This window comes from Caproicibacter fermentans, assembly GCF_014303955.1.
In the GTDB taxonomy this organism is placed as follows: domain Bacteria; phylum Bacillota; class Clostridia; order Oscillospirales; family Acutalibacteraceae; genus Caproicibacter; species Caproicibacter fermentans.
Genome location: NZ_CP060286.1, coordinates 1,260,097 through 1,272,572, shown reverse-complemented (window position 1 = coordinate 1,272,572; position 12,476 = coordinate 1,260,097). Strand labels below are relative to the sequence as shown.

Annotated in this window: 21 protein-coding genes and 1 pseudogene; all 22 read left to right on the top strand. The window is 51.6% G+C overall.

What is annotated here, in order from left to right:
- Positions 1-25 precede the first annotated feature (25 nt).
- The 22 genes and pseudogenes from HCR03_RS06330 to HCR03_RS06230 all read left to right on the top strand — a co-directional run bounded on the left by HCR03_RS06330 (position 26) and on the right by HCR03_RS06230 (position 12,474).
- Positions 26-721 (top strand): DUF3560 domain-containing protein, encoded by a 696-nt coding sequence (locus HCR03_RS06330; protein WP_187037192.1) that lies wholly within the window; start codon positions 26-28, stop codon positions 719-721.
- A gap of 109 nt (positions 722-830) precedes the next feature.
- A complete protein-coding gene (locus HCR03_RS06325; RefSeq protein WP_187037190.1) occupies positions 831-1,523 on the top strand; it encodes a DUF6273 domain-containing protein in 693 nt (230 codons plus the stop codon).
- Positions 1,524-1,550: 27 nt separating this feature from the next.
- Positions 1,551-1,985 carry a DUF6075 family protein gene (locus HCR03_RS06320; RefSeq protein WP_187037189.1) on the top strand — a complete coding sequence of 145 codons (435 nt, stop codon included), beginning with the start codon at positions 1,551-1,553 and terminating at the stop codon, positions 1,983-1,985.
- The gene (locus HCR03_RS06315) at positions 1,982-2,434 is read left to right on the top strand and encodes an XF1762 family protein (protein WP_187037187.1); all 453 of its coding nucleotides are present in this window, start codon (positions 1,982-1,984) and stop codon (positions 2,432-2,434) included. Before HCR03_RS06320 ends, HCR03_RS06315 begins: the two co-directional genes overlap by 4 nt.
- Positions 2,431-2,697 carry a hypothetical protein gene (locus HCR03_RS06310; RefSeq protein WP_228725127.1) on the top strand — a complete coding sequence of 89 codons (267 nt, stop codon included), beginning with the start codon at positions 2,431-2,433 and terminating at the stop codon, positions 2,695-2,697. Before HCR03_RS06315 ends, HCR03_RS06310 begins: the two co-directional genes overlap by 4 nt.
- 198 nt (positions 2,698-2,895) lie before the next feature.
- The gene (locus HCR03_RS06305; RefSeq protein ID WP_187037186.1) at positions 2,896-3,885 is read left to right on the top strand and encodes a hypothetical protein; all 990 of its coding nucleotides are present in this window, start codon (positions 2,896-2,898) and stop codon (positions 3,883-3,885) included.
- A 14-nt stretch (positions 3,886-3,899) separates the two neighbouring features.
- Entirely contained in the window at positions 3,900-4,148 is a 249-nt protein-coding gene (locus HCR03_RS06300; RefSeq protein WP_187037183.1) for a hypothetical protein, read from the top strand.
- Entirely contained in the window at positions 4,105-4,476 is a 372-nt protein-coding gene (locus HCR03_RS06295; RefSeq protein ID WP_187037181.1) for a hypothetical protein, read from the top strand. The genes HCR03_RS06300 and HCR03_RS06295 overlap by 44 nt, the downstream gene beginning before the upstream one ends.
- 13 nt (positions 4,477-4,489) lie before the next feature.
- Entirely contained in the window at positions 4,490-5,014 is a 525-nt protein-coding gene (locus tag HCR03_RS06290; RefSeq protein WP_187037179.1) for a DUF6273 domain-containing protein, read from the top strand.
- Positions 5,015-5,212: 198 nt separating this feature from the next.
- Positions 5,213-5,698, top strand: a complete 486-nt coding sequence (locus HCR03_RS06285; protein WP_187037177.1) for a hypothetical protein — start codon at positions 5,213-5,215, stop codon at positions 5,696-5,698.
- A gap of 220 nt (positions 5,699-5,918) precedes the next feature.
- The gene (locus tag HCR03_RS06280) at positions 5,919-6,800 is read left to right on the top strand and encodes a hypothetical protein (RefSeq protein ID WP_187037174.1); all 882 of its coding nucleotides are present in this window, start codon (positions 5,919-5,921) and stop codon (positions 6,798-6,800) included.
- Between the two features lie 25 nt (positions 6,801-6,825).
- Positions 6,826-7,818 (top strand): annotated as a pseudogene (locus HCR03_RS06275) (DNA-methyltransferase); the annotation flags it as partial.
- Positions 7,801-8,511, top strand: a complete 711-nt coding sequence (locus tag HCR03_RS19530) for an MT-A70 family methyltransferase (RefSeq protein ID WP_456236870.1) — start codon at positions 7,801-7,803, stop codon at positions 8,509-8,511. The pseudogene HCR03_RS06275 and the gene HCR03_RS19530, both read left to right, overlap by 18 nt.
- A gap of 24 nt (positions 8,512-8,535) precedes the next feature.
- Positions 8,536-8,853, top strand: coding sequence for a DUF4406 domain-containing protein (locus HCR03_RS06270; RefSeq protein ID WP_187037172.1), 318 nt, complete (start codon positions 8,536-8,538; stop codon positions 8,851-8,853).
- A 142-nt stretch (positions 8,854-8,995) separates the two neighbouring features.
- The gene (locus tag HCR03_RS06265; protein ID WP_187037170.1) at positions 8,996-9,136 is read left to right on the top strand and encodes a hypothetical protein; all 141 of its coding nucleotides are present in this window, start codon (positions 8,996-8,998) and stop codon (positions 9,134-9,136) included.
- A gap of 146 nt (positions 9,137-9,282) precedes the next feature.
- Complete coding sequence (locus tag HCR03_RS06260) at positions 9,283-9,657, top strand: VRR-NUC domain-containing protein (protein ID WP_187037168.1); 375 nt, start codon at positions 9,283-9,285, stop codon at positions 9,655-9,657.
- Positions 9,654-9,911 carry a hypothetical protein gene (locus tag HCR03_RS06255; protein ID WP_187037167.1) on the top strand — a complete coding sequence of 86 codons (258 nt, stop codon included), beginning with the start codon at positions 9,654-9,656 and terminating at the stop codon, positions 9,909-9,911. Before HCR03_RS06260 ends, HCR03_RS06255 begins: the two co-directional genes overlap by 4 nt.
- Positions 9,911-10,369, top strand: coding sequence for a hypothetical protein (locus HCR03_RS06250; protein WP_187037165.1), 459 nt, complete (start codon positions 9,911-9,913; stop codon positions 10,367-10,369). Before HCR03_RS06255 ends, HCR03_RS06250 begins: the two co-directional genes overlap by 1 nt.
- Positions 10,362-11,099, top strand: coding sequence for a radical SAM protein (locus tag HCR03_RS06245; protein ID WP_187037163.1), 738 nt, complete (start codon positions 10,362-10,364; stop codon positions 11,097-11,099). The genes HCR03_RS06250 and HCR03_RS06245 overlap by 8 nt, the downstream gene beginning before the upstream one ends.
- Positions 11,092-11,259: a hypothetical protein gene (locus tag HCR03_RS06240; protein WP_187037161.1), complete on the top strand. Its 168-nt coding sequence runs from the start codon at positions 11,092-11,094 to the stop codon at positions 11,257-11,259. Before HCR03_RS06245 ends, HCR03_RS06240 begins: the two co-directional genes overlap by 8 nt.
- The gene (locus HCR03_RS06235) at positions 11,256-12,038 is read left to right on the top strand and encodes a ParA family protein (RefSeq protein WP_187037159.1); all 783 of its coding nucleotides are present in this window, start codon (positions 11,256-11,258) and stop codon (positions 12,036-12,038) included. Before HCR03_RS06240 ends, HCR03_RS06235 begins: the two co-directional genes overlap by 4 nt.
- Positions 12,031-12,474, top strand: coding sequence for a hypothetical protein (locus tag HCR03_RS06230; RefSeq protein WP_187037157.1), 444 nt, complete (start codon positions 12,031-12,033; stop codon positions 12,472-12,474). Before HCR03_RS06235 ends, HCR03_RS06230 begins: the two co-directional genes overlap by 8 nt.
- Positions 12,475-12,476 lie beyond the last annotated feature (2 nt).

Sequence of the window (12,476 nt, the reverse complement as noted above, 5' to 3'; positions counted from 1 at the left end):
GCACAGCGGCAAAGGAGGATTACATATGTCAGGCAGAGCAGATTATGAGGAACGCCGTCAGGCGCGGATCGACCGGCTGAACGGCGCGGCGCGGAAGGCAACGGAGGAATCGGACCGGCAATATAAGCGCAGCCATGATCTCGTTAAGGATATTCCTTTCGGGCAGCCGAATATTGAAGGACGTCCGGCGCTTCCTCGCTTGCGTGAAAAAAGCTGGAACGCATTGGGAAAAGCGGTTGAGGCAGACGAAAAGGCCGCCTATTATGCAGGCCGGGCGGAGGCGGCGGAGAGCAACAGCACCATTTCCAGCGACGATCCGGAGGCTATCGAAAAGCTCAAAAGCAAACTTGCCGATCTGGAAGCGGAGCGGGAACGGGTGAAAGCCAGCAACAAGGCGGCGCGGGCGGCAGGGAAAGAACCGGCCCCGTGGTACACGCTCCCCTATCTCGGCAAGGACATCAAGCGAATAAAAGACCGGATCGCTCATTTGGAGCGGGTGGATCAGATGCCAGCCGAAACAATCAAATTCGACGGCGGCGAAATAATCAGCGACGCAGACACAAACCGTGTTATGGTCCGGCACGATGAGAAGCCGGACAGCACGGTAATTCAGGCGCTCAAAAGCAACGGGTTCCATTGGGCGCGGTCAGAACGAGCTTGGGTAAGGCTCAGGAACCCGAACGCCTTATATGCCGCCAAAGCAATTTGTGGTATTAAATAATCCGCGTCGGGAGCAGCGCGCAATTAGGATAACCGGCGCTCACCTTCCGCAGCCGGGAAAATCGCGGAAGGCCGAAAAATCTAAGCCGAAAGGCGGAAAGGACAAATATATGAAAGCTCTTAGAACAATCAAGCCGGGCGGAAAATTCGCCTATGGCGGCGTGAATTGGCAGGTACTTGAACAGGAGGCAGGCCGGGCGCTCTGCTTGGCAGCCGAAAGCATCGGAAACAAGGCGTTTGACAAAGAAAATCACAACGATTGGAGGGAAAGTTCACTCCGGGAATACCTCAACGGCGAGTTTCTGGAAAGCCTTACCGAAAACGGCGCTTCTGAGGATGCGATTCACCAGACGAAATTTGACCTCGTTTCAGAAGACGGGCTCAATGATTACGGGATCAGCATCGACAGAGTGGGCCTTTTAAGCTGCAACCAGTATCGAAAGTTCAGGAAACTTATTTCGCCGGTGAACGGCTGGTGGTGGACGATCACGCCGTACTCAACGATTGCTTCCTACGCGTGCGACGTCCGGATCGTCATCTCCGATGGGACGCTGTACAACGGCAACGCCTACTACGGCAGCAGCGGGGTCCGCCCGCTTTGCAATTTTGATTCTTCAATCTTGGTTTCTTTCGACGGCGAGGACGGCGAAGATCAGGAGGAAAAAGGGACCATAAGAGGAATCACAATCGAAATCGGAGCAGATACCTCCGGACTGGATGACGCAATAGAAAAGGCGGAGCGGTTGAAAAGTCTGCTGCAAGAGGCTAACGATTTGATCGGCTCGCTTAAAAGCGCGACGTAAGGTCAGCGGGCGGAAAGAAGGGTAATTATGAACTTCCTCGACAATGAACACAAGGCTTTCTATGAGCGGATGATCTCGGAAACCCGCACGAAAGACGATCCGTACCGCGAGGCCATGTTTTACGCGCTCGGCCTGACGGCTACGACGCGCCACAATATCAAGGACATTTACAATTTTGCGGAGCATTGCCCGCGGTTCAATGCGATTCGCAAGCCGTGGCAGACCAGCACCAGCGCGCGGGTGACGCGCCTTGCATTCAATCTATACAACGGGTACGACGGGAACCGGTCGGACTTCCATACCGCCTATACGCCCTATGAGCTTTTCGCCTCCGGTCTGATGGAGTACATGTTTGAAGCGGCCCGTATCCGCTATCCCGAATACACAGAGGCCGGGCAGGAAAAGGCGCGGAAGTTCATGTCTAAAATCGCAGGATGTGAGTTTCAGGTCGGGTCCGAATGAGCCTTGACATCGTACCCGTTTCTCTTGCGGAAGCAAATGAATTCGTTCGCAGATACCATCGGCACCATAGGCCGGTCGTAGGGCACAAATTTTCAATAGGTTGTACGGACGGCGAAAAGATCGTCGGAGTGGCAATTGTTGGACGCCCCGTATCCAGATACCTTGATGATGGGTGGACGCTGGAAGTTACCCGGCTCTGCACAGATGGAACGCGGAATGCTTGCAGTATGCTTTACGCCGCGGCATGGAGAGCAGCGCGGGCAATGGGATACAAAAAGGTTATCACCTACATTCTGAAATCTGAAAACGGGGCAAGCGTCAAGGCGGCGGGTTATAAATGCGTCGGAGAGGCTGGAGGCTTGCGCTGGACGGGAAAAAGGAAACCGTCAGTTGACCTATATCCAGAGCAGATGAAATTAAAGTTTGAAAAGGAGGTAGTGCAGAAATGACGCCAGAGGAAACGCACAGACTTAAAGATTACGAAATTATCGACAATCCGGTCGAAGGGCAAAGAATTTTCAGACTGCTTGATCTGCATTGCCATTCTTGCGGGAAGCAGATCAACACATGGGATCAACGATGCAGCAAGGCGCTGAAATACAAATTCCCTGTCTGTGAATCCTGCATCTGCAAAGAGTACGATCTGACCGCTGACGGGTTGAGAGACACCATGAAAGAGCATTTCGGCATGATTCCATGTCAGGGGATATGAAACATGTGGACGGAGCCAGAGCATGAACCTAATGAACTGACGAAACGGCTTTTCTCGGAGGGATACACCAGAGAGAGGTTCCCTGATTATGTAAAACCTTACAATTGGTTCTACGGAGGATTTACATACGCTCCAGAATACCTGAAAAATTTGGTTTTTAAGACGCCGTGCGGTCTACTGGTTCAGGGAAGCCATTTTATGAACGGAACAACCTCTTTTGCAGGTGTGGACTGGACGCCAGAAAATGGAAATCCAGAAATTACATGTCCATATTGCAGACCGGAGCCATGCGAGTTGAACCATGAATTACTCAGGGATCATCCCATGAGTAGCCGTGCAACCGAAAAACTGTATATGTGCGCCTGCCGTTCAACTAATGAACCCTATTCCTACGAACGCAGCATAGAAAAAGCAAGCCGGGAGGTATGGGACGAATCAGAGCGGTTATTTGCAAATTTTTTTGATCTCCATCATGGTCGTGTCTGCAAAAACTGCTGTTGGTATTGCCGTACAACCAAAGAATGGTATATCCAGTACGACCCGGTGGGCTGTGCCAGGACGTGCTATTCGCAAGACGGGCGCTGCCCTATCCTTCAGACTGAAATTTTGCCTCAGAAGGGAAATGTTTATTACGACCGAATAGTTACTCGCACAGAAAAAGGCGAAGGCTTATTCCCGGATAAGGTCATTACAACGGCAACTAAAGGGATCAAGTTGCTCGACCATCCGGCTTCTTTGACGATTTGCGAGGCAATCATCAAATATGCAAAATGGAGAATTATCAAAGAAAAGACGGAATCATTTAATTTTAAGCAGCGCTGGGACTTTCGCAATGACCAGAACTTTTCAATCCAGCTTTTGAATTTCAGGGCGGAGAGCCGCGACGTGCGCGATCTGAGGCAGGACTTAGCAGATATTCAGGAAGGTATAGAGGTTATCCATGCCAGTGACCAGCAAAAGGCCGCAAAAGCTAAAAAGCACGAAAGGCGGAATAAAGCCTTAGACGACAAAAAGTGCCGCCTTGAAAAGAGAATCTTGGAAATTGGCTTTGATGGTCTGGATGATTTGGAAATGCACCATTACAAAAAGTGGTTTACCAATGAGGATGAAGAAAAGATCTTGCAAAGGCTGGAAGTCAAGAAGGAACTGTTGAAAGACGCCACAGCGGGCGAGCAAATGACATTTTGAAGGAGGCGGAGGCCATGAAAAGGGCGGAACTCGCGGGATACATAGACGCCGCGGTGGATGAAAGCCTCGCAGGATGCGAAACTGAAAATCCGCTGGAAGCATGGACGCGGTTTATCGACCGGCTGGACGCGAAGGGCCGCCGCAGCATTGGCGACACGCTGGAGCGACAGGGCCGGAACCGCTACACGGGGGAGGTGATAAACGACGGAAAATGTAATATTGAGCCTAAACCCTTACTGGAACCGGAAGATCCTGAACGGTGAAAAGACGGCGGACATCCGAAAGAGTATGCCGCGCCGAGGATGCCCGTTTCACACGTTCCTTTACGAAACGAAATCCGAGGGAGGATGCGGCGCAGTAACCGGAGAATGCGTCTGTTATTGCGTGGATTACCTGCACGATTTCAGCGCCGTAACGGGTTTCAGCCTTTTAAGCGTGCAGGAGATCACCGATTACGCAAAAGGGCGGAAAGTCTATGCGTGGTTTCTCGCGCAGGTGGTCCGGTACAGCGCCCCGAAGCCGATTTCAGACTTTGGATTGATACGGGCCCCGCAAAGTTGGCGTTATGTCAGTAAACCAAAATTTTTATAAAGGAGAAAAAACAATGAATGAGCTCAAAGAGGTTCAACCGGGGAAAACATTTACCTATGGCGGCGTGAATTGGCAGGTACTTGAACAGGCGGAGGGCCGGGCGCTCTGCTTGGCGGTCGGAAGCATTGGAGACAAAGCCTTTGACAAGGACAATCACAACGACTGGAAGGAAAGCTCCCTTCGGAAGTTCCTGAATGAAAAGTTTCTGGAAAAGCTCGTTAAGGCCGGAGCGGATAAAGATGCCCTCCTGCCGATGGAGCTTGACCTGACAGCGGACGACGGCCTCGACGATTACGGCAAGAGCACGGATAGGATCGGCCTTATCAGTTGCGAGCAGTACCGGAAATACCGGAAGCTGATTGCTTCGTTGAATGACTGGTGGTGGACGATCACGCCATGGTCCACAGCGGCGAACGGATACGCGTACAACGTCCGGATCGTCTACTCCGATGGCGCGCTGTACGGCTACGACGCCTGCTACGGCAACGGCGGGGTCCGCCCGCTTTGCACTCTTAATTCTTCAATCTCAGTCTCTTAGATATGGCAATCTACAATAACACAACGTGCCCGGTATGCGGGAAATCGGTTCAGGAAGTTAATTCGTGGGTCCATTGTCCAATTCACAGAGCGTTAATCTGTATGTCACATTGCCGGGAGTGCGGGCGGATGTCGGATGAAATCAGCATTGCGCGGTGTGCATCCGCAGCACCGATAGGCAGAAAGGAGCGCAGAAATAATGATCGACAACCGGAATAAAGACATTGTTGCACTTCGCAAGCGCATGGATAAATTATTGCTCGGCCTGCTCCACAACGGCGGATACATACGCGAAAGCGTTTCAGACACAACCGAGCTTTGGCTGACTAACGGGATCGCAGCCGTCCTTTACGATTCAGACGACGTAAACCTTTCCGAGGAAAAGATGCAGAAGACGCAAGCTATCAACGAGATCGTCGAATGCGGCAGGCAATGCGTGAACAAGCCGGAGGCGCACGTAAAGTATTACAAACCTTCCGGGGATCGCCTCGGTGCCGTATTGGAAGACAAAACTGGATGCCGCCTGATGGTGAACAACGATTATCTCAAATTGTTCGGAGACAAATTCATTTACAAGCTCTATTCCCCACTGAAAGAGGATGTCATGCAAGTGCCGACTGTTTTTGTTTTCTATTTTGACGATCTTGTCGGCCTCATTATGCCAATTGAGACGAAACAAAGCTGATCCAATGCAGAAATGGGTAGAAAAAAGCGGCCTGCCCGTGAAGCAGGCCGCCGCTTTCTAAGAAATTCGCCGCGCCGGGATATTTCCTTTTCATTTATATTATATCACCGCGGCGTTGAAAGTCAATCAAAAAAAGCGCCGGTATGTGGCGCTTGTCGGGCTTGTAATCGGTATTATCTTTTCCTTGAAACCTGAGAAAAGCGCGAAGGAGACGTCGAAGGTGCCTTATGACAATTACGATTATGAAGCCGTCTATTCTGAGGACGTACCGGAGGATGCGGAGCTGATCGGAAGGGACATTAAATGCCTGCAAAAGACGGTTTCAACAAAAGCCGGGGAAATGATTGAAATTCAATCGTTCCTATCATTTTTGAATCGCAAGGACTTTATTCGGGCAAAGAAGCACAGACCCAGCAGGGAGGAACAGCAAAACCTTAATGAGAAGAATGCAAAAAAGAAGATCGTCAGACTGATAAATGCGAATTTTACAATGAATGACATTTGGGGAACTTTCGGGTGGGACAATGAACGGCAGCCGCCGTCAGAGGAAGACGCAAAACGGCAGGTGACAAACTTCATAGCGCGGATCAATTACCGCCGAAAAAAGCGCGGGGAAAAACCATTGAAATATATTTACGTTATTGAATCAAAACCGGGCCGCGCCGAAAAAGGAGAACCAGAAGTAAAATACCATTTGCACATTATCATGGGCGGAGACGTTGATCGTGATGAAATTGAAGAACTATGGCACGGCGGAGAATATCCGCAAACGCGAAGACTGGTAATCAAAGACTTTGGTGGACTGACGGGACTTGCGACGTACATAATCAAAAATCCAAAAGGGAAAAAACGATGGGGCCAAAGTCAGGGCCTAAAACCGTGGACGCACAAGCCGACAGGAAGCTACTCAAAATTTACAAGGTCAATGGTGGAAAGAATGGTACGCGACCGGAACCGCCTAAAAGAGATATTCGAGCGGAAATACAAGGGCTATGCGTACAGCGAAGATTACCCTTGCGAAATCAAATACAACGAACAGATCGGCGGTTATTACCTTTACTGCCGAATGTATCGAAAGCATTTCGGACAGCGGACAGGATGACCTAAAAGAAAACTGGTGAAAACAGATGATCCAAAAAATCATAGTGGCGGATGCAGCGGAGGGGCTGAGGCAAATTCCGGACGGGACAGTAAATTGTTGCGTCACTTCCCCGCCCTATTACGGATTACGTGATTATGGGATTGCCGGTCAAATCGGTTTGGAGGCGTCCCCGGAGGAATATGTTTCGCGGTTGGTGATGGTATTCCGCGAGGTATGGCGCGTTCTTCGTGACGACGGGACATTATGGCTCAATATCGGAGACAGTTACGCGGGCAGCAGGAAAGGCGGCGCGGAGTATCCGGAAAATGCAGGCCATTACAAGCAGGGAACAAATCGAGGAATGATCGGCCAGGGCGCGACCGCTCGCGTCGGCTGGGGAAATTGCAAACCGAAAGACATGATCGGGATTCCGTGGATGCTTGCATTTGCCTTGCGCGCGGACGGCTGGTATCTCCGGCAGGACATCGTATGGGAGAAACCAAACCCGATGCCGGAAAGCGTCCGGGACCGCTGCACGAAATCCCATGAGTACATATTTCTCCTGAGCAAACGACAGCGGTACTATTTCGACGCCGAGGCCATAGCGGAGCCGGTCGCGGAGAGCACGATTGAAAGGCTGAATCAGGACGTACAAAATCAGGTTGGAAGCTCGCGGGTGCCTGGAAAGACCAACGGGACCATGAAGGCCGCAGCGCCGAGATATGGCGGGAATAAGTACACGGCAGATCCGGAATCGTTTTACCGTACCAAATCCGGAAACGCCTATGCTTTGCACGCCAAAAGGAACAAGCGGGATGTCTGGACCGTATCGACACGGCCATTCAAAGGCGCACATTTCGCAACGTTCCCGGTCGAGCTTATTACTCCGTGCATATTGGCCGGAAGTCCAGCGGGCGGGACCGTGCTTGATCCATTCTTCGGAGCGGGAACGACCGGAAAGGCCGCGGTCCTCTCGGGAAGGGGCTACATCGGGATCGAAATAAATCCTCAATACGCGGAAATGTCACAGCGGCGGATTGAGCACGCCTTTGATGATGGACCGGCGAAAAAAGAGGAAGAAATTCAAGGACAGCTCTGCTTATGGCGGGGGGGGGTAACACTCTTGTACGTTGATATTTTCAAAACAGACAAAAAGTACAAAATCATATACGCCGATCCTCCGTGGAGTTATCAGGACAAAAAATGTCACGGCGCGTGCGAGTGGCATTATCCGACTATGAAATTAGACGATATATGCAGCCTGCCGGTCGAGCGGATCGCGGACGAAAATTGCGTCCTGTTTCTATGGACTACATATCCGATGCTCCGTGAGGCGCTGGAGGTCATTTCAGCGTGGGGGTTTGCCTACAAAACGATAGGTTTCCAATGGGTGAAGGAAAACCGGACCGGAAAGGGCTTTTTCTTTGGGCTGGGACGCTGGACGCGCGGGAATACGGAGCCGTGCCTTATCGCCGTAAAAGGGAAACCAAAACGGATCAGCGCGGGCGTAAGTCAGTTGGTCCTCGCACCACTCGCCAGACACTCGGCAAAGCCTCCCATAGTCCGGAAAAAGATTGTCGATCTCATGGGGGGGGGGTACACGTATAGAGCTATTTGCACGGCAAACCGCCGAGGGCTGGGACTGTTGGGGCAATCAGGCCCCGGAGGAAGGAGCGCCTGCCACATTGCCAGCGGAGAGCGAGGAAATAGACGGGCAGGAATCAATATTTGACATTTTGAAGGGAGACAAAAGGGCATGAAGCAGATCAAGACGGTATTCATTTCGGGGAAAATCACAGGCGATCCAAAGTATCGGGAAAAATTTGAACGCGCACAGCGGAAATTAGAGGCGGCGGGATTTATCGTTATGTCCCCTGCCATTCTGCCGCCGCGCGGGTTCTCACACGAAAGCTACTTGAAAATATCGTGCGCCATGCTGGACGCTTGCGACGCCGTGTACTTCCTGCCGGACTGGAAAGACAGCGACGGAGCACTCCGCGAGTTTGGCCGCACGGTTGCGACCGGAAAAGAAATCATAAACGGGATTACCGTAATAGGAAGCGAGCGGAGATGAAGAAAAAGCGATTCATGCGTCTACTCATGGCGCAGGGCATACAGAGGAATGAAGCCGCCGCCGCAACATGGGCGGCAAGTAAATGTGTTTTGAAATCTTATGAAAAAGCCTATGACGCTTTTCAGCGCATGGAGCCGTACCCTTGGAGAAACAGGGCAGCGATCATGCAAAAGGTAGTAAAGGAATGCACGGTGACAAACCATTTTCAAAGAATACTGCAATGGGGAAAGGCGGAACGGCTGAAACGCCTATCTTACATATTGGCTCATTGGAAAGGCTTTGAAAGCACGGCAACAGATTGGGGAATAGACCTTGCCTCAGCGCCGGATCATTCCGCATTATGCGACATAAGACCGCCGCGCCGCAATGATGCGGTGGATGCGTTTGTCTATGCGTTCGAGGCGGCGGGCAATGAAAGGAGAGCGGAACATGCTGTATCCGACACACCAAAGCGAGAGCGTAACGCAGATATGCCTTTTCCGCTGGGCTAAATTCATGGAGGGACAATACCCGGAACTGGAATTGATGTATCACATTCCGAACGAAGGCAAACGGTCCCGCAGCGCGGGCGCACGGATGAAACAAGAGGGCCTAAAGCCGGGTGTGCCGGACGTTTGCCTGCCGGTTCCCCGCAGCGATTATCACGGGCTTTACATCGAAATGAAGGTTGACCGGAACAAACCGACAGAAAATCAAAAGCATTGGCTGGGCGCTCTGAAACGGCAAGGATATTTCACAGCGGTTTGCTACGGCTGGGAGGCAGCGTCAAAGGTAATTTTGCAGTATTTGGGAGGCAGACCATGAAAGCGCATGTCATAGCGGGCAGCGACAGACGCAGCTTGGCAGAAATGCGCCGGTGGTTCAAACTGCTTTGCGCGGTGCTTCACAACGATTTTGGATTCGGAGCGGGAAGGCTGGACGCAGTAATCGACGGGATCAGCAGACTTTCCGACGACCAAAAGGGCGATCCGATATTTTGGGAGCACATGGACCGGCTGCTGATTGACCAGCTCGGAATAAAGTTCGACCGCGAAAATTATAAGGAGGTTGACAAGTGATGCAAAAGGTTAAGATCGAGCGAAACCGCGAGGACCTGAAACGGCTTGACAAACTCGGTGAAGATGCGCTGAAATCTCCGCGGCTGATGAACCTGATCGTCAACGGCGCTACGCTCATGAGCGTAAACAAAGACACGCTCCGCGGAATCATCCGGGTTATCCTGACGGGAGCGGCGGCAGAGATTCACAAGCTCCAGAAGTGCCGCGACGGGTGCAAAATTGATTGTCTGCTGGAGAAATACAATCAGGCCGTCGAAGAACGCGACCGAAATAAAAAACTGCTGGATATAGCCTGTCAGAGGCTCTTTTCGGAAATCGGATGCCCTGCCGAGGGACCGGACGATCCGGAGTGGCCGGAATGCAATGGAGAGGCCGAAAGGTGCGGGGACGAACGCGACGCCTTCGAGTGCTGGGAAAAGTATTTCGCGGAGAAATTGCAGGAGGTTCACGATGAATAATCCAATTTATGAGCCAAAAGGCCGCGCCCGCGAGTATGGGGAATTGGCCGTGAATATTTATACCGGCTGCAATCATGGATGCGTTTACTGCTTCGCACGAAAAATGAAAGAGCGATACACGCCGAAAGGCTGTATTTGCACATTCAACAACCCAGCGGCCCGCCCCGGAATCGTCGAAGCGGTAAGACGGCAGTTGGAGCGAAAAGAAATGAAGGGACGAACGATTCATCTTTGCTTTTCATGCGACCCTTATCCCCTGCTGCTGGACACGACGCCGACGCGGGAGGTTATCAAAGCGATCAAGGACAGCGGGAACCATGTCCAAATTCTGACGAAAGGCGGAATTCGGGCGGAGCGGGATTTTGATTTACTGGACAGCGGGGACCGGTTCGGCGTTACGATTGCGGGAAATGCAAGGCAGACGCTCCAAAACGAGCCGGGCGCGAGCGCCTACATAGACAGGGTAATATCTCTTTACGATGCCAAAAAGCGCGGAATAAGGACCTGGGCGAGCTTCGAGCCGGTATTCGACCCTCAGACGGTGTATGAAGCAATCGAAAAGGCCGATTTCATCGACTTTTTCAAAATCGGGAAATTGAATTACATGCCTTCTGAAATCGACTGGAAAGAATTCGGGGAGACATGCGAAATGCTTTGCAGACGGTTCAACCGGGATTATTACATCAAACAGGATTTGCGGGACGAAATGGAGCGTGAAAAGGATGGATGACATTTTCCAGCGCCTACGGGACGCGCTCGCGGCGAAAGAGTATGCCGTGATTCTCTACAAGCTGGTTCCGAAGATCATCAGAGAGGCGGAGGAAGGGCGAATTGTGGAACTGCCAGAGCCACAAGAGGCCGAAAAACAGAAGGAGGCCAGCGGGCAATGACAACGATCAGCATAATTAACCTGAAAGGCGGCGTCGGGAAGACCGTCAGCGCGATCAATATCGCTTTCGTGCTTTCTTCCCTGCATGGACAGCGGGTCCTTCTGATCGACAATGACAAACAAGCAAACAGTACGAAGTTTTTCAGCCTCCATAGCGACGACGATCCCAGCATGGCGGAGATTCTGACGGTCAAGGGCATTGACGCAGCGGACGTTATCAAGCATACGCAATACAGCGGATTAGACGTCCTGCCCGCGAACATGAGCCTGCTCAGAGCGAATAAAGAGGCCCTGATTGATACGACGCGACCGCAGCAGACGCGCCTCAAAAGGGCTCTGAAATCCGTAACCGGTCGTTATGATTACTGCCTTATTGACAATGCTCCGGACGTCAACATCAGCGTCATAAACGCGCTGATGATTACGGATGACGTGTTAGTGCCGGTGAAGATCGACAAATTCGCATTTGACGGGCTCGACGTCCTCGCGGAGCAGGTCGAGGAAGTGAAAGAGGCAAACGAGCGGCTAAACTTCGCGGGCTGCTTTATCACGATGTTTCAGCGGAACAACATCAATACGCAGGGATTAGAGCTTTTGCGGCGGGAAGCAAAATACCCGGTATTTCAGACGGTGATCCGGAACACGGTAAAGGTCGGAGAAACGACCTTCTCAGGGGAACCATTGCAGGAATATTCCAAAAACAGCACAGCGGCACGGGATTACGTCTCGCTGGTTGATGAATACCTGGGGCTGGAGAAAAGAGGCGGAGCGATTGGATAGCCGGAGAAACCCGAAGCCGGTTCATCTTGTCTGCCCGAAGTGTCATTACGAATTTGAGTATGACGTTTGCTATTACGACCGCAAGATAGCGGACCTAAAAGCAGAAATCACGGACATTATGAAACAGCTTGAAATTTTCAAATCAGAGTACAGGCCGGACTTCAAAACGAACAAATGGCGGATTCAGGCGACGCAGGCATTAGCAATCAAGCAGAAGCAGATCAGCGAGCTAAAGGGATTCCGGAAAACCGCAAATCAGATCGCAAAAAATCAGGAGACGGAAATTTTCGTGCGGCTGGTAAAAGAGGCGATCCCCGAAAAGCAGTACCGGGCCCTTTGGCAGCAGGCGGAAGATGAAATGAAGTACAATACCTACGACACGGCTATTCAGCGATTCAGTAATATTCCGGATTCCGTCCGGGCAAGCGAAACGTGACC